Source organism: Bifidobacterium [indicum] DSM 20214 = LMG 11587 (assembly GCF_000706765.1).
Classification (GTDB): domain Bacteria; phylum Actinomycetota; class Actinomycetes; order Actinomycetales; family Bifidobacteriaceae; genus Bombiscardovia; species Bombiscardovia coryneformis.
In genome coordinates this window covers 1,159,773-1,182,575 of the sequence record NZ_CP006018.1, presented here as the reverse complement: position 1 = coordinate 1,182,575, position 22,803 = coordinate 1,159,773, and the positions used below count along the sequence as shown (strand labels likewise).

17 protein-coding genes are annotated in these 22,803 nt (G+C 62.0%); 14 read left to right on the top strand and 3 right to left on the bottom strand.

All coding sequences use genetic code 11. The features are described 5' to 3' along the window. The first annotated feature begins 140 nt into the window (after nt 1-140). The 4 genes from carA to gmk all read left to right on the top strand — a co-directional run bounded on the left by carA (nt 141) and on the right by gmk (nt 5,552). Nucleotides 141-1,223: a glutamine-hydrolyzing carbamoyl-phosphate synthase small subunit gene (gene carA / locus BINDI_RS04610; protein WP_437123912.1), complete on the top strand. Its 1,083-nt coding sequence runs from the start codon at nt 141-143 to the stop codon at nt 1,221-1,223. After that, on the top strand, nt 1,210-1,347 hold the full coding sequence (locus tag BINDI_RS07780) for a glutamine amidotransferase-related protein (protein ID WP_437123898.1): 138 nt from the start codon (nt 1,210-1,212) through the stop codon (nt 1,345-1,347). Before carA ends, BINDI_RS07780 begins: the two co-directional genes overlap by 14 nt. Then, nucleotides 1,340-4,720, top strand: a complete 3,381-nt coding sequence (carB, locus tag BINDI_RS04605) for a carbamoyl-phosphate synthase large subunit (protein ID WP_033490408.1) — start codon at nt 1,340-1,342, stop codon at nt 4,718-4,720. The genes BINDI_RS07780 and carB overlap by 8 nt, the downstream gene beginning before the upstream one ends. Nucleotides 4,721-4,910: 190 nt before the next feature. Next, a complete protein-coding gene (gmk, locus tag BINDI_RS04600; RefSeq protein ID WP_033490406.1) occupies nt 4,911-5,552 on the top strand; it encodes a guanylate kinase in 642 nt (213 codons plus the stop codon). 146 nt (nt 5,553-5,698) lie between these two features. Here gmk and ilvD read toward each other — a convergent pair whose 3' ends face one another. Next, on the bottom strand, nt 5,699-7,558 hold the full coding sequence (ilvD, locus tag BINDI_RS04595; RefSeq protein ID WP_033490404.1) for a dihydroxy-acid dehydratase: 1,860 nt from the start codon (nt 7,556-7,558) through the stop codon (nt 5,699-5,701). Nucleotides 7,559-7,724: 166 nt separating this feature from the next. Here ilvD and rpoZ point away from each other — a divergent pair, with 166 nt between their 5' ends. From rpoZ to BINDI_RS04545, 10 genes are all read left to right on the top strand, one after another. Then, the gene (gene rpoZ / locus BINDI_RS04590) at nt 7,725-8,009 is read left to right on the top strand and encodes a DNA-directed RNA polymerase subunit omega (protein ID WP_033490402.1); all 285 of its coding nucleotides are present in this window, start codon (nt 7,725-7,727) and stop codon (nt 8,007-8,009) included. Between the two features lie 98 nt (nt 8,010-8,107). After that, entirely contained in the window at nt 8,108-9,328 is a 1,221-nt protein-coding gene (gene metK, locus BINDI_RS04585) for a methionine adenosyltransferase (RefSeq protein ID WP_033490400.1), read from the top strand. A 244-nt stretch (nt 9,329-9,572) separates the two neighbouring features. Further along, nucleotides 9,573-11,876: a primosomal protein N' family DNA-binding protein gene (locus tag BINDI_RS04580; protein WP_033490398.1), complete on the top strand. Its 2,304-nt coding sequence runs from the start codon at nt 9,573-9,575 to the stop codon at nt 11,874-11,876. A 70-nt stretch (nt 11,877-11,946) separates the two neighbouring features. After that, a complete protein-coding gene (locus BINDI_RS04575; protein ID WP_033490396.1) occupies nt 11,947-12,651 on the top strand; it encodes an HAD family hydrolase in 705 nt (234 codons plus the stop codon). 72 nt (nt 12,652-12,723) lie between these two features. Then, nucleotides 12,724-13,695 (top strand): methionyl-tRNA formyltransferase, encoded by a 972-nt coding sequence (gene fmt / locus BINDI_RS04570; RefSeq protein WP_033490943.1) that lies wholly within the window; start codon nt 12,724-12,726, stop codon nt 13,693-13,695. Between the two features lie 175 nt (nt 13,696-13,870). Further along, on the top strand, nt 13,871-15,454 hold the full coding sequence (gene arc / locus BINDI_RS04565; RefSeq protein ID WP_437123911.1) for a proteasome ATPase: 1,584 nt from the start codon (nt 13,871-13,873) through the stop codon (nt 15,452-15,454). After that, nucleotides 15,451-17,046, top strand: coding sequence for a depupylase/deamidase Dop (gene dop, locus BINDI_RS04560; protein ID WP_033490394.1), 1,596 nt, complete (start codon nt 15,451-15,453; stop codon nt 17,044-17,046). Before arc ends, dop begins: the two co-directional genes overlap by 4 nt. A 78-nt stretch (nt 17,047-17,124) precedes the next feature. After that, on the top strand, nt 17,125-17,961 hold the full coding sequence (locus BINDI_RS04555) for an inositol monophosphatase family protein (RefSeq protein ID WP_033490393.1): 837 nt from the start codon (nt 17,125-17,127) through the stop codon (nt 17,959-17,961). Nucleotides 17,962-18,094: 133 nt separating this feature from the next. Further along, a complete protein-coding gene (locus tag BINDI_RS04550) occupies nt 18,095-18,238 on the top strand; it encodes a ubiquitin-like protein Pup (protein ID WP_437123910.1) in 144 nt (47 codons plus the stop codon). A gap of 4 nt (nt 18,239-18,242) precedes the next feature. Beyond that, entirely contained in the window at nt 18,243-19,664 is a 1,422-nt protein-coding gene (locus tag BINDI_RS04545; protein WP_052108804.1) for a proteasome accessory factor PafA2 family protein, read from the top strand. Nucleotides 19,665-19,819: 155 nt separating this feature from the next. On the opposite strand, the gene BINDI_RS04540 is transcribed toward BINDI_RS04545, so the two are convergent. Together BINDI_RS04540 and BINDI_RS04535 are read right to left on the bottom strand one after the other, a co-directional pair. After that, nucleotides 19,820-20,104: an HU family DNA-binding protein gene (locus tag BINDI_RS04540; protein WP_033490389.1), complete on the bottom strand. Its 285-nt coding sequence runs from the start codon at nt 20,102-20,104 to the stop codon at nt 19,820-19,822. Between the two features lie 230 nt (nt 20,105-20,334). After that, the gene (locus BINDI_RS04535) at nt 20,335-22,803 is read right to left on the bottom strand and encodes a lysylphosphatidylglycerol synthase transmembrane domain-containing protein (RefSeq protein ID WP_052108801.1); all 2,469 of its coding nucleotides are present in this window, start codon (nt 22,801-22,803) and stop codon (nt 20,335-20,337) included.

Sequence of the window (22,803 nt, the reverse complement as noted above, 5' to 3'; positions counted from 1 at the left end):
AACCGCAGCGGATGCAGAAGTGAAAAGGAACCGTGCTGCGCGGTTCGGATGCGTGGTTGTTATCCACGGGTCTGACTAGTGTGGTTTCGAATATCCACGGTAATCAAGGGGGTTCGGTGAACCTGAAGGACACCAACGCCATCACCTCCGATAGCCGTTTTTCCAATCGGGCCTTGCTCATCCTTGAGGATGGGGAAGTGTACCTGGGGAGAAGCTTCGGAGCGGTGGGCACTACCATAGGTGAAATTGTTTTCTCGACCGGGATGACGGGGTATCAGGAAACCCTGACGGATCCCAGCTATGCTCGGCAGATCGTCGTACAGACCTTCCCCCACATCGGCAATACCGGTGTCAACGACCAGGACGGGGAGTCGGACAGGATCTGGGTGGCTGGATACGCGGTCCGGGAACCCAGCCCCAACGTCAGCAACTGGCGGGCCCGGGGCAGTCTCCATGACCAACTGGTCGATCAGGGCATCGTCGGTATCAGTCACATAGACACTCGCCGGCTCGTGCGGCACTTGCGTTCTGCAGGTGTTATGCGAGCCGGCATTTTTTCAGGCCCGGACATCATGCTCAACGATGGCGGCATGCCCAGAACCATGCAGGAACTCCTCGATGAGGTCCGTTCGGCCCCCCAGATGAGTGGATCCCACCTGACCGGCGAGGTCAGCACGGATGGATCCTATATCGTCGAACCGGTCGGAGACCATGAGGGGAAAGAGCCCGTCTGCACGGTGGCGGCGGTGGATTTGGGAATCAAGTCCATGACACCTTACCGGCTGGCTGAGCGTGGGTGCAGGGTCCACGTGCTTCCCGTAGATGCCACCATCGAGGAGATACGGGCCCTGGGGCCTGACGGGGTCTTCTTCTCCAACGGTCCAGGCGACCCTTCGACCGCAAACGAAGAGGTGTCGCTCCTCAGACAGGTCCTGGATGCCGGGCTGCCCTTCTTCGGGATCTGCCTCGGCAATCAGCTCCTGGGGCGTGCTCTGGGATTCGATACCTACAAGCTCAAATTCGGTCATCGTGGCATCAACCAGCCGGTCATGGACCTGACGACCGGCAAGGTGGAGATAACCGCCCACAATCACGGATTCGCCGTGGACGCCCCCAAGGGCGAGCCGGTTCCGGCCCCTTACGGAGACGGTCGTTATGGTCGCGTCCGCGTCTCGCACATCGACCTGAACGATGATGTGGTGGAAGGACTTGGAGTGCCTTGACATTCCGGCCTTCTCGGTCCAATACCATCCGGAGGCGGCGGCCGGGCCGCACGATGCCTCCTACCTGTTCGACCGGTTTGTCGATCTGATGCGGAACGCCAAGGGAGGGAAGGCACATGCCTAAGCGGCAGGACATCCATTCGGTCATGGTCATCGGCTCCGGCCCCATCGTCATCGGTCAGGCTGCCGAATTCGATTACTCGGGAACCCAGGCTTGCCGGGTCCTCAGGGAGGAGGGAATCAGGGTAATCCTGGTCAACTCCAACCCAGCCACCATCATGACGGATCCCGAGATGGCCGATGCCACCTACATCGAGCCCATCTCCGTTCCCTTCCTGGAGCGCATCATCGCCAAGGAGAAGCCCGATGCCATCCTGCCCACGCTGGGCGGGCAGACGGCCCTGAACGCTGCTGAAGCCCTGGGCAAGGCCGGTGTGTTGGAGAAGTACGACGTTGAGCTGATCGGTGCCTCCCTTGAGGCCATCGACAGGGGAGAAGACAGGGAGCTCTTCAAGAAGGTTGTGGACGAGGCCGGTGCCGAGTCCGCCAGGTCCCGAATCATCCACACCCTGGATGAGGCTGATGCCGTGGCCGATGAACTCGGCTACCCCCTGGTGGTGCGTCCCTCCTTCACCATGGGTGGTCTGGGATCCGGCATCGCACATGACCAGGAGGAGCTTCACCGAATTGCCGGTGCAGGCATCCACTATTCGCCCACCGATGAGGTCCTGCTTGAGGAGGGCATCGAGGGGTGGAAGGAGTATGAGCTGGAGCTCATGCGCGACCGCAATGACAATGTGGTCGTGGTCTGCCCCATCGAGAACGTCGACCCGGTCGGTGTTCATACGGGCGACTCCATCACCGTGGCTCCTGCTTTCACCCTGACGGACCGTGAGTATCAGAAGATGCGTGACATCGGCATCGCCATCATCCGTGGTGTGGGTGTCGATACCGGTGGCTGCAACATCCAGTTCGCCGTCAATCCCGACAATGGGCGCATCATCGTCATCGAGATGAATCCTCGCGTTTCGCGGTCCTCGGCCCTGGCCTCCAAGGCGACCGGGTTCCCCATCGCCAAGATTGCGACCAAGCTGGCCCTGGGCTATACCCTGGATGAAATCGAGAACGACATCACCAGGTCGACCCCGGCCTCCTTCGAGCCGACCATCGACTACGTGGTGACCAAGATTCCGCGCTTTGCCTTCGAGAAGTTCCCCGGTGCAGACACCACCCTGACCACCTCCATGAAGTCTGTGGGCGAGGCCATGGCCCTGGCCGGCAACTTCCAGGAATCCCTGGGTAAGGCCATGCGGTCCATCGACAAGCGGCATATGACCTTCGACTGGGACGGTCCACGCCCCGACCAGACCGAGGTGGACCGCCTCCTTGAGCTCATGCACACTCCCACGGAGCATCGCTATCTGCAGATCCAGCGGGCGCTCTGGGGTGGGGCCAGCATAGATCAGATATTCGAGGCCACCAAGATCGACCGCTGGTTCCTGGAGCAGTTCAGCCTGATCAATCAGCTCGCCATGGAGATCCGTGGCAGTGAGTTCCTCGATGATGATCTCCTGCGCCGGGCCAAGCAGGCAGGGCTGAGCGACCTGCAGATATCCCATCTGCGTGGTCTGGGAGACCAGGGGGAGTCCGTCATCCGCGAGTTGCGCGGTGCCTTCGGCATCCACCCGGTCTATAAGACCGTCGACACCTGCGCGGCCGAGTTCGATGCGGCAACCCCCTACTACTACTCCTGCTATGCCGATGAGTCCGAGCTGAGGCCCAGGGACCGTGAGGCGGTCATCATCCTGGGTTCCGGTCCGAACAGGATTGGACAGGGCATCGAATTCGACTACACCTGCGTCCACGCGGTCCAGGAACTGGGCAAGGACTATGACACCATCATGGTCAATTGCAACCCCGAGACCGTCTCCACCGACTACGACATGTCTGACAGGCTCTACTTCGAGCCCCTGACCTTCGAGGATGTACTGGAGATATACCAGGCCGAGAAGAAGATGGGCCCGGTCAAGGGTGTCATCGTCCAGCTGGGCGGCCAGACCCCGCTCTCCCTGGCGGCCAGGCTGAAGGCTGCTGGTGTGCCCATCCTGGGTACCAGTCCCGAGTCGATCGACCTGGCGGAGAACCGCGAGCTCTTCGGCGAGGTTCTGAAGAAGGAACATCTGAACGCACCCAGGTATGGCACGGCCCTCTCCCTGGAGGAGGCCCAGGAAGCGGCACATGGCATCGGATATCCGGTACTGGTCAGACCCTCCTATGTGCTGGGAGGCAGAGGCATGGAGATCGTCTATGACGATGACCAGCTGGAGAAATATGTTGACAGGGCCCTACAGGAAGCCAAGGCCGATACGGTGGTCTCCGGCCGCCTGCCCTCACCCCTCCTGATCGACAAGTTCCTTCAGGATGCCATCGAGGTTGATGTCGATGCTTTATACGACGGTAGCGATCTGTATATCGGCGGCATCATGGAACACGTGGAGGAGGCCGGGGTCCATTCCGGTGATGCTGCTTGCACCCTGCCCCCGTCCACCCTCTCCGACGACCAGATCGAGCGACTTCGACAGGCCACCAAGGCCATTGCCGAGGGCTGTGGGGTCCGGGGCCTGATCAACGTGCAGTACGCCTTCATGGCCAACACCCTCTACGTCATCGAGGCCAATCCCCGAGCCTCCCGCACCGTCCCCTTCGCCTCCAAGGCCACTGGCACCGCCCTGGCCAAGGCGGCGGCCCGGATCATGGTGGGGGAGACCATAGCTCAGCAGCGGGCCAACGGTCTCCTCCTGCCCATCCAGGACGGGGGTACGGTCCGGGTCGGGCAGCCGGTGGCGGTCAAGGAATCGGTCCTGCCCTTCAAGCGCTTCAGGACACCGGTCGGTAGGACGGTTGACATCCTCCTGGGGCCCGAGATGCGTTCCACCGGTGAGGTCATGGGCTTCGACAGGGACTTCCCCCACGCCTTCGCCAAGAGCCAGTCGGCTGCTTACGAGGGCGGTCTGCCCACCTCCGGGGTGGTCTTCCTCTCGGTCAATGACTCGGACAAGCGCCAGCTGCCCATACTGGCCGCCCGACTCCAGGAACAGGGCTTCACCATCTGCGCCACCGAGGGAACGGCATCCGTCCTGCGCAGGTACGGGATTGATGTGGCCGTGGTGGACAAGATCACCGCAGGTTCTGCCGACCAGGCATCCGGCCCCGGTGAGGATGATGGTGTCAGGCGCATGGGAGGAAACCCCGTCCAGCTGATTGAGGAGGGGCGGATTGACATGATTCTCAACACCCCGAGTTCCAGGGATTCCCGCTCCGACGGTTATCTGATACGAGTCTCGGCCATCGCGGCGGATATTCCCCAGTTCACGACCATCACCGAGTTCTCTGCCGCCTTGATGGCCATCGATGCCGTCAAGACGGGCGACTACGAGGTGCTGAGCATCCAGGAACACGCCCAGCGTCTTTTGGAGCTGGAAGGTCTGGGCCGGTAGACCGGAGCCTGGTCATAGGACCAGAACCGAACCGGTTGGTCGTCCTGCACCGATGATGTAGGGGCAGGACCGGATGATTGGTTTGCCACGGGGGCCGGGAACGGATGGGGCAGTGCCCCGATCCGTTCCCGGTCCCCGCTATTCTGGCTGTGTAGGTGCTCATCAGGGCCGTCTGCGGAAAGGAAGATTCATGTCAGCTAGCAGTGACGCCGTCAGGGAATCAGATCAAGGGATTCTCACCCAGGGCAAGGGGCGTAGGAGGCTGATTGTCCTGACTGGTCCGACGGCGGTCGGCAAGGGGACCGTAGAGGCGGCACTGCGCGCGGCACACCCGCAGATATGGGTTTCGGTCTCGGCCACGACCCGCGCACCCCGCCCGGGTGAGAGCAACGGTATTACCTACTGGTTCATGGATGAAGAGGAGTTCGCCCGGAAGGACAAGGCCGGCGAGTTCCTTGAAAGTGCCCTGGTGCATGGCATGTCGCACTACGCCACCCCGCTCAAGCCTGTTCTGGAGCATATGGAGGCAGGGGTGCCCACCATTCTTGAAATCGACCTTCAGGGGGCGCAGCGGGTACGTCAACGCGCCGAGGAGCTGGGTCTGGATGTGGTCTATGTCTTCCTGGCCCCGCCCACCTTTGACGATCTGGTCATCCGGCTGAACAAGCGGGGGACCGAAAACGAGGAGCAGCGTAAAAAGCGTCTGGAGACCGCCAAGGTCGAGCTGGCGGCAAAGGACCAGTTCGATGTGGTCGTCGTCAATGACTCCGTGGAGAAGGCCTCCGATGCGCTCTGGCAGATTATCAGCCGGGAGTATGACCTTCCGGCCTGATATGCGGTGATCCGCAGTCATGGGCGCAGGGTTCCCGACCGTCTGCCCCGGCCTGCGCGGTCCCCGCTCTCCGAGAGCGATATTGCAAGTGCCGCACTGGTTTCCGAATACCGGTGCGGCACTTGCAATATCGGGTTACTGCGCAATCACTCCAACCCGGAGAGCCTGTTGATCAGTTCAGGGTCCCTGGTGGCGCCCTTGTCGGCGGATCTGGCGAAGGCCGCGTACGCCTTGAGGGCCAGGGAGACCTTCCTGTCGCGGTGGGCCACATAACCGTCGCCGGCCTCCACCTCCGCGCGTCGTTGACTCATCTCCTCATCGGTCAACTCCACGTCCACCCGTCGGTTGGGGATGTCTATGCTGATCATGTCGCCGGTGCGAATCAGGGCAATGGGTCCCTTGTTCGCCGCCTCGGGGGCGATGTGCCCGATGGAGAGACCCGAGGAGCCGCCGGAGTACCGCCCGTCGGTCAGAAGCGCCACATCCTTGCCGATACCCTTGCCTTTGACGAAGGAGGTCGGGTAGAGCATCTCCTGCATACCGGGTCCACCCTTGGGACCCTCGTAGCGGATGACCAGGGCCTGGCCCTTCTTCAGGGTGCCGTTCAGAATGACTTCGACGGCTTGCTCCTGGGACTCCACCACCAGGGCCGGCCCGCGGAAGTTCCATATCTCCTTTGGAACACCGGCGGTCTTGACCACACACCCGTCGGGTGCCAGATTGCCCCGGAGAATGGCCAGACCACCCTCCGTTACCGCAGGGTGTTCCAGGTCGTGGATGGCTCCGTGGACCCTGTCCGTATCCAGGTCGTCCCATTCCTTGGACTGGTTGAAGGGCTCGGGGGAGGTGATGTGCCCGGGAGCAGCGTGGTAGAGCTCCTTGGCCTCGTCCAGGCAGGTGGGGCGCATGATGTCCCACTCTCCGAGTTTGGACTCCAGGTCGGGGTAGTCGATGGAATGGGTGTTCCGGTGCAGGGCGCCGCCCCGGTCGAGCTCACCCAGGATGCCGCAGATGCCTCCGGCCCTGTGAACATCGGATATCTCCCAGTCGCCTGACGGTGATGCCTTGCAGATGCAGGGAACCGTATGGGAGATGCGCTCGATGTCGTCAAGGGTGAAGTCCACGTCGGCGGATTGGGCTGCGGCCAGAATGTGCAGGACCGTGTTGGTGGACCCTCCCATGGCCACATCCATGGTCATGGCGTTCTCGAAGGCCTCCTTCGTGGCGATGGCCCGGGGGAGGACGGATTCATCGTCCTCCTGGTAGTACCGGTTGGCGATTTCGACCACCATCCTGCCGGCCTTTTCGAAGAGCATCTTCCTGGCGGTGTGGGAAGCCAGGGTGGTGCCGTTGCCGGGCAGGGCCAGGCCCATGGCCTCGGTCAGGCAGTTCATGGAATTGGCGGTGAACATACCTGCACAGGAGCCGCATGTTGGACAGACGGACTTCTCCAGGGCCAGGATCCCCTCGTCGTCGACGGCGTCGTCGGCCGAAGCGTACATGACATCGATCAGGTCGGTGTTCTCTTTGACCGTTCCATCAGGCATGACCGTTCGGCCGGATTCCATGGGGCCGCCGGAGACGAAAACCGTCGGTATGTTAAGCCGCAGTGCCGCCATGAGCATGCCAGGAGTGATCTTGTCGCAGTTGGAGATGCAGATCAGGGCATCGGCACAGTGGGCGTTGACCGAGTACTCGACGGCGTCCGCGATGATGTCCCGGGAGGGAAGGGAGTACAACATGCCGGTGTGGCCCATGGCGATGCCGTCATCGACGGCTATGGTGTTGAACTCCCGGGGAATGCCACCCGCTGCCTGAACGGCCTTGGAGACCAGTCGGCCCACCTTGTTCAGGTGGACGTGGCCGGGAACGAACTCCGAGAAGGAATTGGCGATGGCCACGATGGGCTTGCCGAAGTCCTCACCCTTGACGCCGGCGGCACGATAGAGAGCACGGGCGCCCGCGAACTCACGTTCCTTCATCAACTTGGCTGATCTCATCTGCATATTCTTATTCAAGTGACCGGGCCAGGACCGTGCCGGAGCATGGCCGCATAGTGGAATACGGCAATCTTCGTCCGGATGTGAACACTCATTCCGAATATCCAACCTGAGCGGTAGAATCGTGACCGATTGAACGGTTGTTCATCCACTTGAATTGGAGTATGAACTTATGGCATTTGGCACCGAGCCCCATCCACAGGGATTTGCGAATCCTCCCATCGACGATCTGATGCAGCACGCCGATTCGAAGTACGCCCTGTCCATCTTTGCGGCCAAGCGCGCCCGCCAGATCAATTCCTACTTCACCCAGCTCAACGAGGGCCTGCTGCAGAACGTCGGCCCCCTGGTCGAATACCAGAACCAGGAAAAGCCCCTCTCCATCGCCTTCCGCGAGATCGATGAAGGACTGCTGGAGGAGACCCTGGGCGAGGATGATCTGAGCGAAGGCAACTGAGTCTGCCCTTATACACCGGTATATACGGGGAAGGCTCGGGAATCGAAGCGTCCCACGGCTGAGTCGGTCGTTCACGCAGAAAGCAAGAGGTGGTTGTAATGGCAGAACGACGGTTGATTTCGGCTGAATCCGTGACGGAGGGACATCCCGACAAGGTATGCGATCAGATTTCGGATGCCATCCTCGACGATCTGATAGCCCAGGACCCCCACTCCCATGTGGCTGTGGAGACTTCTGCCGCGACCGGGCTTTTCCTGATTTTCGGAGAGGTCTCCTCGCAGGGCTATACCGACATTCAGAGCCAGGTTCGTTCGGTCCTGCGTCGGATCGGATACACCTCCTCTGAAATCGGCCTGGATGCCGACTCCTGCGGTGTCACCGTGTCCTTGAGCGAGCAGAGCCAGGAAATCAACCAGGGCGTGGCCCGTCTGAGCGGAACCCAGGAGAGCGCAGCCACCCGTGAGGAGCGGTACGAGTCCCAGGGGGCGGGCGATCAGGGTGTCATGTTCGGATACGCCTGCGATGAGACCGACACCCTGATGCCCCTCCCGATTTATCTGGCGCATAAGCTGTCCTACCGCCTGTCCCAGGTCCGCAAGGAGGACATCGTCCCCCACCTGCGTCCCGATGGGAAGACCCAGGTCACCATCGAATATGACGAGAACGACCAACCGGTTCGCGTCGACACGGTTCTCATTTCGACCCAGCACGACCCGGAGGTTGACCACGACTGGTTGCTGGACCAGCTTGTGGAGCATGTCATCACCCCTGTCCTTGACGAGGTGTGCGGTGATTCCATCGAACACCAGGGATACCGCATCCTGATCAACCCTACCGGTTCCTTCGTTCTGGGCGGCCCTGCCGCTGACGCTGGTCTGACCGGTCGCAAGATTATCGTCGATACCTATGGTGGGGCTGCCCATCATGGTGGCGGAGCCTTCTCGGGCAAGGATCCGAGCAAGGTCGACCGTTCCGCGGCCTATGCGGCTCGCTGGGTAGCCAAGAACATCGTTGCCGCCGGTCTGGCTCATCGCGTCGAGGTCCAGGTGGCCTACGCCATCGGGGTGGCTGACCCGGTGAGCGTCAACGTTGAGACATACGGCACCGAGGAGGGGGTGACCCGCGAGCGGATTCAGCAGGCCGTCCGCACGGTCTTCGACCTGAGGCCCGCCGCCATCATCGATGAGCTTGACCTCCTCCGTCCCATCTATTCAAAGACCGCGGCCTATGGGCACTTCGGACGTAACGATCCCGATTTCACTTGGGAGCGGACCGACAAGGTCGATGAACTCAAGGCCGCCGTCGGCATGGACAGGTAAGGACCACAAGGAATCCACGGACCACGATGCACTCCTGGAGGAACCTGGGGCGGTCGTGGTTCTTTCATATCGGGGTCTGGTGTAGTCGATGAGGGAGCGGGGGCAGGCCCTTCCCGGTAGGTGCCGATTCCGCATCAGGATTTTTGGAGGCACGAATAAGCGTCGGTGCGGATATCCTGGAGGCAGGCCGCCCACCGGGTCATGAACCCGGCATTATAAGAAGCACGTTAGGAGGTCGGAGCCGATGAGTGAGGCTGATGCCCAACAGCTTGTCCTGGATGGTCTTGCCCAGGGGAAGCCGCGCAAGCCACGCGTTGCAAGGCGCCGAACCCCTGCCGGCCAGGATCCGGTGGCCCAGGTGGTCCTGAACGTCCAGGCAACCCATTTGGGGGGCACCTTTGACTATCTCGTCGACCAGGATCAGGACAAGGGTGCACAACCTGGGTCCCTGGTCAGGGTCCGCTTTGGACGTCAACTGATCAACGGGGTGATCTGGGGGCGGCAGTCGACCAGTGAGGTTCCCGAGTCGTCCCTTCGCTACCTGGAGCGTGTCATCACCCCCCACGCCCTGGTCTCGGACTCCATGCGGGAAGACATCACCCTGATAGCGCGGGCCTATGGGGGTACAGAGGCCAATATCCTCCGCCTGGCCGTACCCCCCAGGGTGGCACGGATAGACAAGGAGCAGCAGCTGGTTCCAGGTCAGCCCAGGCTGGCCTCCGACACTGACTGGGTGGCTGGGCTGGACCGGGCTGCAACCGATGCAAGGGCCGACCTGAATCGGGATTACGACCGCCTTGAGGAGTTTGACCAGGCCCTGCAATCCGATGGGTTCTCCGCCTTCCTTGCCGATATAGGGCCGGGGCCAGGCCGCGCCGAACACCTGGCAGCCTGGTCCCTGGCCGCTGCCCTCTTGTCCGGGAGGTCGGCCGTTATGGTCCTGCCGGATATGCAGGTGGTTGAGCGCCTTTCCGCTGCCTTGCAGGCCTTGGGACTGGTGCCTTTCGGTCCTAGGACAGGAGGCGGTGGCGACCCCGGCGGGCCGGGTTGGGCAGGGGACTACACCATCCTGGATTCCTCCATGGCCCCGGCAGAACGATATCGGTCCTATCTGGCCCTGGCCTCCGGTCAGGTTCGATGCGTCATCGGGCTCCGCGCGGCCATGTATGCCCCGGTGGAAGGTCCGGCCCTGTTCGCGGTCATGGACGACGCGGCCTATCAGAGTGCCGATGGGATGATGCCCTATGCCAATGCCAGGGGGGTTCTGAGGCTCCGGGCCAAGTCCCATGGTGGCGTCTTCCTTGCCCTGGCGCGGTCAAGGAGCGTCCGTTCCCAGTGGGAGAGTACTCCGGAGGCCGAGGAGGTTGGCTCCGGCGTTACCGGACCGATTCGTCCTTTGGACTCTGCACACACCCCGGGTAGGGACCGTCTGCCCTGGATCAGATGGCTGAACAGGGAGGAACTGTCCCGTCTGGCCGACCCCACAATCGGTGCCAGGGTACCCCACACCGCAGTCGTCGCACTCCGGAAGGCCTTGGATGATGGTCCTGTCCTCTTGTCGATTCCCCAGGACGGATACAGCCAGGCCCTGAGTTGTGCCCGTTGCCACCACCAGGCTCGTTGCCCGCGCTGTACAGGACCACTCCGCTCCGACCGTGAATCTGCACCCCGTTGCGCCTGGTGCGGTGCAGCGGCCACCAACTGGAGTTGCCCGAACTGCGGCGGGGAGCGGCTGCGGGTGATCAGGGTCGGGGCGGCCGGAACAGCCCAGGAGCTGCGGATGCTCTTCCGTAACGTCCCCATTCTCATCTCTTCGCCAGGTCAACCCCGGGGGCCGGTCTTCGAGGTGGATCAGAAGCCCCGATTGGTCATCGCCACACCAGGGGCCGAGCCGATTGTGATTCAGCGAGGTGGGGGCGACGGTGCTGGTGATGCCTCCGGGCAGGACCCTCTTCCCGAGGCCCATCGGGCAGGATACGCCGCCGTCGCCATACTGGACGCGTGGACCAGCCTGTATGCACTGGGTGTGGATGCCCGTGTCGATACCCTGTCGTCCTGGATGCGTGCGGCCTCCCTTTGCCGGTCTCGCGACAGTGGGGGGCAGGTCCTCCTTCTGGGGCAGACGGACCCTCAGCTGGCCCAGGCCCTGGTTACATGGAGGAGCCCCCTCCTGGCCGGAGCCGAGCTGGAGGACAGGCGCATGACGGGAATGCCTCCGTCCTGCTCCCTGGCTACGGTCTGGGGCGGACGCAAGGCCGTTATGTGGATACTGGACCGTATCGGGGCGACCACGGGTGAACTGTCCCTGCTTCGGACCGAGGAAGGCGAGGTTCCATCCATGCTGGGCCCCGTACCGATTCCACCCCCGAAGACCCTTGCGGCCAGGCAGCTGGAGGGGACTCAGGATCGTGTCCGGGCCCTGGTCCGGGTCCCCTTGGAGAAGCGTGACTTCCTGGCCGATCGACTCAGGGAAGGGCTGTCGGAGTACTACGCCAAACGAGGACGTGAGGAATTGAAATTCCAGATGGATCCCAAGGATCTGACGTAGCGAATCCCGGGGTCTATGAGGCGTGCTTGCATGGGAAAGACGATGAGGTGCGAGGAAGGTGACGTGAACGATGATTGGATGGCCCGGAGAGGTTGAAGTGCCCACTGATGTCATCCTGGCCGATGACCAGGCGGAATCAGCCAAGGGCAGGCCCATCAGTCAGGTCATCTTCGACTTTGGCAACGTCCTGATCTACTGGAAGCCCGAAGCGGCCATGGTGTCCCGGTACGGCCCTGAGGCCATACGGGACATGCTGGATAACGACAAGTCCGGTTTCTTCGATGCCAACAACATGATGGACGGTGGCGCGCCATGCGCGCAGGCCCAGGCCTGGGTCCAGGAACACCATGGTGCCCCCTGGGATGAGATGTTCACCTATTACTGCGACAATTTCGTTGATTCGCTGACCGGTCCCGTTCCCGGTGCCAGGGTGTTGGTCAAGGATCTCAAGGCCGCCGGGGTCGGGGTCTGGGGTCTGTCGAACTGGGGCACCGAACTTTTTCCCTACGCATGGGGGCAGTACCCCATTCTGCATGAGCTGGATGATCTGGTCGTATCCGGCCCCATCCATATGCGTAAGCCCCATCCGGATATCTATCTTCATGCCCTTGAGCGGTTCGGCATCAGGGCAGAGGATGCCCTCTTCGTGGACGACAAGGGGATGAATGTGGTTGCGGCCAACAAGGTGGGTATCAGGAGCGTCTGCTTCACGGATCCCTACAAGTTGCGGAACTTGCTGATTGAATCGGGGCTCGACATTCCCCGGGTCCGGTAAAAGGTACGGTTGTTCTCGCGGGCCGATTCGTATTTTCGGACGCGACAGGTTATGGAGGAGTGAATCCACATGGTGATGAGGTTATTGTTTGCGGGAACACCTGATGTGGCCCTGCCGTCCCTGAGGCTCCTGGCCGGCGACCCGGAGCATTTCCAGGTTATGGCCGCCCTGACCAGGCCCGATGCCCCCAAGGGGAGGGGCCGGAGGTTGGAGCCGAGTCCGGTGAAGGCGGCGGCTTTGGAACTTGGCATCCCGGTCATCGAATCCGACCCCGGAGAGGCCGACTTCATCGACACGATCCAACGGACGGGAGCCGAGTATGCCGCCGTCGTGGCCTACGGGAAGATTCTGAAACGACCGGTTCTGGACGCCATGCCCGGTGGCTGGTACAACCTTCATTTCTCCCTCCTGCCCCAGTGGAGGGGTGCTGCCCCGGTTCAGCGTGCCATATGGTCCGGCGAGACGATCACCGGAGCCACGGTCTTCCGGTTGACTCCGGGCATGGACGAGGGACCCATCCTTGCCCAGTCCACGGTCGAGATCGGTGCCCATGAGACGTCCGGGCAACTCCTGGAACGCCTGGCCGAGGATGGTTCCCACCTGCTTGGTGCGTCGCTGGAAGCCCTTGCCGAAGGGCGTGCCCTCCCCATTGAGCAACCCCAGGGTGCCTATGAGGTAGCACGGAAGGTCACCAGCCAGGATGCACATATCCGTTTTGATCGGCCTGTTTTCGCCCCGGACAGGCAGATCCGGGCCTGCACCCCCAATCCCGGTGCATGGTGCCGGATTCACGAGGATGGGGAAAACGGCGACCGGATAACCCAGGTCCAGGTGATTGAGGCCGCACCCGCCCAGCCGGACCAGCCGGGCCTGCCTGAAGATCTGAAGCCCGGTCGTCTGGCAATGAGCAAGAAGCACATTTGGGTGGGGACTGCCTCGATGCCCCTGGAGTTGTTGCAGGTCAAAGCAGCCGGGAAGAAGGCCATGAAGGCCATCGACTGGGCCCGCGGTGCGCGGCTTGAGAAGGATGCCTTCTGCGACTGACGGGTTGCAGATGGGGATGAATCCCTGATGGGAGGTTGCTGCACCGGTATGCGGAACCAAAGGTCCGAGTGGGTCTCTGGTCCGGCTAGCATCTTGGGAGAGCACAGTCGGATTCACAATGGGGGCCGAGGAGGATACGGTGAGCAGACAGGACAGTGGGATTGCCGGTGACGTCCTGAAGGAGGACGGTTCATCACCCTCGGCTTCCGAGGGAGATGGTCCGGGGAATCAGGCCGCGGTCATGGATGCCCTCAGGGAGCGTAACCACGCCCTGGCTCAGGCCCTGAACCGGGCGGGTAAGGAACTGACCAAGGCCAAGACACAGCTGGCCCAGATGGCGTCGCCTCCCTTGAACTTCGCCCTAGCGCTGGGAGTGGATTCGGTCTCGTTCGATGAGATGGGTGTCCAGCATGCCTCCCTGGAGGTGCTCTACGGGTCCCGGCGTATGGTCCTGGCCTTGGCACCGGGGGTGAAGGCTGACAGAATCAGACCCGGACAGACCCTGCTGCTTGATGAGAACATGGTGGTGGTCCAGGTGCGCGACCAGGCGACCACCGGACCACTGCGCCAGGTCAGCCGAATCATGGACTCCGGCAGGCTGGAGGTCAAGGACGCTTCGGGCGCCTCAAGCCTGGTCGGGCGTTCAGGCGTCCTCATGGATACCGACCTGAGTGTGGGGAACCAGGTCATGGTCGACCCCGCAGGGCAGCTGGCCCTGTCGTTGGTCCCGGAGCAGGAGCAGGACGACCTGGTCCTGGAGGAGGTGCCGGATGTCACCTTCGCCGACATCGGTGGCCTGGACAGACAGATCGACCGGATTCGCGATGCCGTCCAGCTTCCCTTCCTTCACAAGGATCTTTTCCGCCGCTTTTCCCTCAACCCACCCAAGGGTCTTCTCCTTTACGGTCCTCCCGGCAATGGGAAGACCATGATCGCCAAGGCCGTGGCCAACAGTCTGTCCAAGGGGTCGGGCACGCCGGGTGTCTTCCTGTCGGTCAAGGGGCCGGAGCTGCTCAACAAGTTCGTAGGGGAGTCGGAACGGCTCATGCGACGGATTTTCGAACGGGCCCGTCAGCGGGCCGGTCAGGGCGGTCCCGTCATCGTTTTCATCGACGAGATGGATTCCCTACTGCGTACCAGGGGATCGGGCATCTCATCGGACGTGGAGACGACGATTGTCCCCCAGTTCCTGGCCGAACTGGATGGGGTTGAAGCCCTGGATAATGTCATGGTCATCGGGGCCTCCAACAGGGTCGACATGATCGATCCCGCCGTGCTGAGGCCGGGTCGGCTGGATGTGAAGGTTCGTATTGACAGGCCGGACAGGGATGCCGCGGCATCCATTCTTTCCCGATATGTGACGCCTGATCTTCCCTTGAAGCCTGAAGGGGGAGTGGGTGATCTGGTCCAGGTCCTGGTGCGCGATATCTATCGCGAGGATCAGGGGCGTAAGGTCTGTGACCTGCTCGACCAGGACGGTCGCTGGTACCCCTTCTACATGAGCCAGCTGATTTCGGGGGCGGTCCTGCGCAACATCGTCGACAGAGCGAAGACCATGGCCGTCAAGGACTCCATCCGGCAGGACCGGGAGGTTACCCTCGATGCCGACCGATGCCTGCAGGCCGTTCAGGAGGAGTATCTGGATATGCTCGATTCCGTGGGTGACCAGAACCCGCAGCAGTGGGCTCGGACGGCCGGTCTGTCCGTGGGGCGGGTGGCCGACATCCGTCTGATCGGCCGGACGGATACCGAATCATGAGGGTGGAGCGTGTGGTCGGCACGGAAACCGAATACGCCATCGCCGCCGAGGATGGATCACCGGCCAATCCCGTATCCCTTTCCATGGCGGTGGTCAGGGCCGCAGCCGATCCTGAACGCTCACACATTCACTGGGATTACGGCCGGGAGGACCCTGTCAACGATGCCCGTACCGGACGGCTGCCCAGGGCCATGGCCAGCCCCGGTATGCTGACGGATTCACCCCAGTCGGCCCTGATGAATGTGCTGGCCCCCAATGGCGGTCGCATCTACGTTGATCATGCCCATCCCGAGTACTCCTCTCCTGAGACCACCGATCCCTTCCAGGCCCTTGCCTATGACCGGGCCGGAGACCTTCTCATGTCCAGAGCGGCAAGATGCGCCGGTCGGGAGGGGGCCACGCATGGTGTGCGGCTCTATAAAAACAACGTGGATGGGAAGGGGGCCTGCTGGGGGACCCATGAGAACTACCTGATGGACCGATCCGTCCCCTTCAGCCGGGTGGTTGCGCTGATGACCATCCACTTCGTGACCCGCCAGATATACACCGGCTCCGGCAGGGTGGGCCTGGGGGTCGATGGTCGGGAACCCGGCTTCCAGATTGGGCAAAGGGCCGATTACCTCCAAACACGGGTCGGTCTGCAGACCACCTTCGACCGCCCAATCATCAATACCAGGGATGAATCACACAGTACCGCCTCCGCCCGCAGGTTTCATGTCATCGCCGGGGACGCGAACCGGATGGATCTGCCCCAGGTCCTCAAGCTGGGGACAACCAGCATGCTTCTGGGACTCCTGGAAGATGCCGATGCCGCTGGATTCGACCTGGATGCCCTCCTGGGTCGACTGGCTCTGGACGACCCCGTGTCGTCTCTGAGGACCGTCTCGCGTGACCTCAGCCTCAATGCGCCGCTCGTCCTGGAGTCAGGCAGGCGGGAAACCGCCCTGCAGATTCAGCAGGACCTGTTCCAGGCGATCTGCCGGGTTGGGGTCATTCTCTACGGTGAGGACAGGGAGGGGAAACCCGCCTGGCCTGGTCAGGTCACAGGGCGGCTCATGAAGTTGTGGGAGGCGATTCTGGATGACCTGGACCGGGTCCGCAGGGCTGATGCCGACGAACGGCTGGGTATGTCCGACCAGGCGGGGCGTCTGGAGTGGCTCATGAAGTGGCAGCTCCTTGAGAGCCTGCGTCGTCGTCGCTCCATCCATGATTGGTCCGAACCCCGCCTGGCGGCCCTGGATATCGAGTGGGCCCGGCTGGATCCCGGTCACGACCTGCCCTCCAGACTGGGGTCGCGAATACAGCCCGTAACCTCCCAGCCGGCTGTCGAGGATGCGGCTGACATGGGTCCTGACGGTACCAGAGCCTGGTTCAGGTCGCGTATCCTGCATGACTGTCCGCATATCATCCGCTCCATGTCCTGGAGTCGGGTGGTTCTGGAAGATCCGGAAAACGATGAGGGTCGGCCGCTGATTGTGGATTTAACTGATCCGTCGGGTCACACCAAGGCCGACTGCCCGGGGGTATTGGAACATTCTGGGGATATTGCCCGGTGGCTCCTCAAGGGGGAGGGTCGCGACCTATACTGCTGATATTGGAGGAGCGGGGTCATGCTCGAGGACGTATCTGATTCGGATTCTCCCCCGGGCTACGTTGCGAAAGAGAGAGATATGGAATTGCGTGAATTGGCCATGCAGGTCGCAACCATAGCGGTCGAGGCAGGTCGTCATGCCCTCCAGGACCAGATCAACCCCCACGATCCGCGCAGCACTTCCGCCATCGACCGGGGAACCCAGTTCTCATCCGGTATCGATACCCGGCTGATTCGCTACTGCCGGACCAGGATTGCCGACCTGGAGCCCTTTGACGGATTCTGGGAAGAGGAGGCCGGTAACCGCAGGCCGGGTGGTCGCTACTGGTGCATCGGGCATATCGATGGGCCGGTCAACTATGTCAGGAACATGGCCGAATGGACCGTCACCGTCTCCCTCTTCGCAGTTGATGAGACGGGCCACGCCTCGCCCATCCTGGGTATCGTCCATGCCCCGGTGCTGGGACTGACCTATCTGGCGGCCAAGGGCCAAGGCGCGATACGTATCCGCCGGACCATCGTCGGGGATAAGCGGGAGAAGATCATTCCCTCCACCATGGACACCCTCAAGGGTTCCGTCGTCAGTTTCGGTATGTCATACTTCCCCAATGAGTCTGAGCAGGTGCTTCAGATCGTCTCCAGGATGGCCGGGAAACCGGCCGATATCAAGCGTGTGGGTCCGGTTTCCCTGGATCTGTGCAGGGTTGCGGACGGCAGCTACGACGCCTACTTCGAGCCTGCCCTCCATTCCTGGGACATCCCTGCCGTGTCAGCGGCCGCTGTGGTGGTCCGTGAGGCCAAGGGGACCCTCTGGCGCTGGGACGGCGGCCACGTCCGCTGGGAGGGCAGCAACGACGTCGTGGCCACCAATGGAATCATCGACAAGGAACTGGGTTCCTATCTGGTATTCGACTAGTCCCTGACGAGTGAAAGCGATATAAGGGTCGGCGGTTGTGCCGGGATGTGTCCGGGCACTGGAGCAGGAGGACAGGATCATGCCACAGGAGTTCAGCCAGCGTTCATCTTCGGCACAGTCGGGTCAGGAGGGGATGGAAGAGGGAACCCTGTCCGGTCGTGCATCGGCCCGTTCTCAGGACTCCTCCCTGGATTCCGTGCTTGACGACATCGAATCCACCCTGGAGGACAACGCCGAGGAGTACGTCAAGGGGTTCGTGCAAAAGGGCGGGGAGTGAACTGATGCATCAGGCCCCCGGCATCGATCACCGTCGTATCTTCGGCATCGAGACCGAGTACGGGGTCAGTCTGACCGGAGGAGATGGGGCCTGTAGTGCCGGGCAGGTGGCCATGGCCATGTTCCACCGCCTGGTGGAGCAGCACAGGTCGACCAATATCTATCTTTCGAATGGTGCCAGACTCTACCTGGACGTCGGCTCCCATCCCGAGTACGCCACGGCCGAGGCACTGACCCCCATGGATGCCCTCGAGCAGGATTTGGCTGGGGAGCGGATCATGGCCGATCTGGCCCGTGAGGCATGTTCGGTCCTCGCCGACATGTTGGGGCCAGGGGTCACGGTGCATGTGTTCAAGAACAACGTCGATGCCCAGGGGCATTCTTTCGGCTGCCATGAGAACTATCTCCTCCGTCGCCAGGTTCCCCTGGACGTGGTCAAGGAGCAGTTGGTGCCCTTCCTGGTCACCCGCCAGCTGTTCGCAGGGGCCGGGCGATTGGGGGAGGCCGGCTATCAGCTTAGCCAGCGCGCGGATTTCCTGGACGAGGCCGTATCCTCCGCCACAACGCGAGCCCGCCCCATGGTCAACACCCGCGATGAGCCCCATGCCGATCCTGACCGGTACAGACGCCTGCATGTCATTCTCGGGGATTCAAACCGTTCTCAGACGGTCACCTGGCTCAAGCTGGCCACCACCCACCTGGTCCTGAGTCTGATTGAAGAGGAGGTGCTGTCCGGACGGCCCCATGGCTTCGGGGCCTGTGCCCTGGCCAATCCGGGTGAGGCCATGAGGGCCACCAGCAGGGACATGACGGGAAGGGCCTCCCTGGACATGGAGGGCGGCAGGGTCATGTCGGCCCTCGATATCCAACGCAGGTACTGGGAGGGTTGCCGGGCCTATGTCGATGAGCTGGGCGACCAGGCCGACACCGTTCTTCCTATGGCCGATGAGGCCCTTGGCCTGTGGCGGTCAGCCCTGGATGCCCTGGATGATGGTCACTGGGAGGCCTTGGCCAGTTGGGTTGATTGGGCTGCCAAGCTCAGACTCCTCAATGCCGAAGCGGCTCGTGATGCAGATATCTTCAAGGCCAGGCGGCTGGATTTGGACTACCACGACGTAGCTGCCGGTCGGTCCTACGGGGCGCTGGTAGACCACGGGATGATGGACACCCTGGTGGACGTGAACCGGATAAGGGAGGCTGTGAGAAGGCCGCCACAGACCACCCGTGCCCGTCTACGTGGCGACTTCGTATCCAAGGCGGAGGCGACAGCCCTGTCGTGGTCCTGCGATTGGACCCACCTGGTCGTCAAGGGCACCCACAGGCACGAAGTGACCCTGATGGATCCGTTCGCCTGCGACCCAGACGAGTCATACAGGGCCTTGTCCGAGGAGTTGGACCGCGAACGGACAAGGCAGGACTCGGTCTAGGTTTCCTTGTTTGGGGCGTTCCGTCCGGTTGAACGCGAGGTGAAAAGCAGGAATGCCGCAAAGGGCCACTGGTGGACAGAAGGCCCCTGGCATACAGAACGGGCCTGATCACCGTGGATCAGGCCCGTCGAAAAACCTATGAGGTTGTCAGCACATCACTTGTCGGAGACAGCCTTCTTCAGCAAGGAGCCGGCGGAAATACGAACGCCGTAGCTTGCCGGAATCTTGATGGTCTCGCCCGTGCGGGGGTTGCGGCCGGTGCGAGCGGCGCGCTTGACGCGCTCGGCGGAGAAGAGACCGGTGAGCTTCAGGCCCTCGCCGGACTTCATGGCCTCAACGAAAACGTCCTGGAAGGCGTTGACGGCTGCCTCGGCCTGGGCCTTGGTCAGGTTCGACTTCTGGGCGATCTTCGAAACGAGATCAGATTTGTTGTATGCCATAGAGCATCCTTCTTTCGGGGGGCTCCCCTTTTTTCCTGTATTCACGGAAAGCCCAACGGTCAATGACTGATATTAGCGCAGGTGAGAGTCAAGTACCTCATTTTTCGGGGGTTTCCCGCCAATTCTGCCTCATTTGGCCCTAAAATTCCATCTTTCGGACCTCTAGAGACCCCTAAAACGACGCCCAAAGGTCCGAATCCGGCTCAGGATAAGGTTGAAAACCCTATACATCAGATCAGATTATGGCGACCGAGCCACCGCATGGCCAGTGCACCGAGGGGGATGCGTAGCCAGTAGTTGGCGACGCGGAAGACCAGGGTCGCCGAAATGGCCACGCCTGAGGGCACACCCGCAAGGCGGAATGCCGAGAAGAGGACCGCCTCGATGGCGCCCAGACCACCCGGTGTAGGTACCGCGGAACCAAGGGTGTTGGCCAGGAGGAAGACGAAGGTGGTCTCGAAGATGTTGGTCCTGCATCCGAAGGCCATCAATGCCGCCCAGAAGCTCATGCCCAGGGCCGCCGACTGGACGACGGACCCCGAGGCGGCCAGGGCGAGCTGACGGGGCTGGGTCAGAATGTCGAACAGGTGGCGGGCGTACGAGGCGACGATTGGCATGAGCTTGTCCATGATCAACCGCCTGGTATAGGGGATGGCCATGGCCAGGGCGGCCACGATGGCCACCACCCCGATGACGATGACCAGGGTGTTGGTGGGGATCATGCCTGAAAGGGTGTTCCTGCCGGTGAAGAGACCGATGACGATCAGGAGGACAAAAGTGGTGGCGAACTGAACCGCCACCACGGCGCTCATGATGGCCGTCGCCATGGTGTTGCCGTATCCGCTCTTGCGCAGGTACTGGAGGTTGACGAAGGCAGGGCCCACACCTGCGGGCATGGATACCGAAGTGAATGAGGAGGCCACCTGGGAAAGGAATATCCCCGGGATATTCCGCTTCTTTTTGTCGACCAGGACCCCGAGGGTGATGGCGCCGCCCACCCAGGAGAAGGACCCCAGCAGGAAGGAGAGCCCCGCCATCCAGGGATTGGCGTTCCTGACGGCCTGGATGACCTGCTGGAGATTGAACTGGGTGAAGATGACGACGACCGCGATGACCAGGAGGACCAGGGCGAGGAAGCTGCGCAGGCTGAATCTGGATAGGGTGACCTGGTCCGTGGTTTCGACCGACTCCGGCGGGGCCAAGGATCGCAGGCGGGCGCGCAGGTCCGACATGACCTGGCGGTTCCATCCGGGCAGGGCCTGGGTCTGGGATGGGATTGCCACCATCTGGATAAAGGGCATCAGGGCAATGAGGGTGTCCTTCCCCCAGGACTCCAATGCAATCCTGACTGTTTCCTCGACACCCAGTGAGGCAGCGATCAGGCTGAGGAGCTGGACCCTGTCCAGGGCGATGTTGGCCGAGGAACTGGCGCTGTCGCTGTTCTCCCAGCCCGCTATGACGGCATGGCCCTCATTGTCGGTCGCCAGGGTGTTCGGGGTGATGCGCCGATGGGTATACCCCCGGCTGTTGGCCCTGGCCAGGAAGTCCATGAGCTGACGGGCCTGGTCGGCATCCAGGAGGTCCGGCTCGATGGATGTCAGGTGGGTATCGTCATAAAACACCAGGATGGATGATTCGGCGCTTTCGGTCAATCCGTAAGGGTGAAGGGCGGATAGGTCAAGGTCGCGCAGTTCGAAGAGGATGGCCATATGGTGTTGCATGGAGTCCATGGCGGAACGGTCACGGCGCATGGAAACCCCGGAGAGCTTGATCCACTGCCACAGCTGCATCAGATAACCTGCGGTATGAAGCTGTCCATCCATGACCGAGACGGTGTACCTGGTCCCGCTCGCGTCCTTGGCCCGGTAGATGCGTGAGGCTTCGATCAGGTCGTCATTCAGGCAGGGGATGGGCTGTCCGTCCTTGTCCAGCGTGGCATCCACACGGGTCAGTTCGGTCAGGTCGATGCCGATGGAGGCGACGGCCTGTGCCACGGCCTCCCCCCAGGCACCCTTGTTCTGGGTCCCGACGATGTAGCGGATGACCATGCCGGCTATCCTGCCCAGGAGCAGGGAGACGAGGACCCCGCTGACCGAATTCGAGGAAATGATGATCATGATGACGGCCACTGCATAGAGGGCGTTCCAGCCCCACTTGACCGTGCTTCGGAGGCGGCGGGGCCCGGCGGCGCTCAGAAAGGCCGCCAAGCCGGCATATATGTCGGGCAGAAGAACCGTTGAGCCGAAGGCGTTCTGGGGATTGAAGGATGCAATCAGAGTCGTATTGCGGGTGGAGACAATCAGGTTGGAGATGATCAGGACCAGGCTGTACCCAACGAACATGGCCAGGGGTGCGGTAATGGACTGGAGCCACTCCCGGTTGACCAATAGGTGGATCAGAACCGCAAGGACCACGGTTACGGTCACGATCTGCTGGAGGAAGTTGGTGGGTACATCCATGAGCCAGTCCATGGCGTGACCGGCCTGGCGCATGTCCGACTCGACACCCGCGGCCGTCCCCCTCAAATAGACGGCGGCCAGGGTGACCAGCAGCCCCAGAATAAGTGATACCAGGGCACGAAGCAGATCCCCGGCATCATGGACCCGCTGTGGAGGGGTATCCACCACGACGGGGCTGTGTGTGGAAGAGGGTCGATCATTCCGGATTGTCTTCCGGTCTTGGTTGGGAACGTCGGTCAT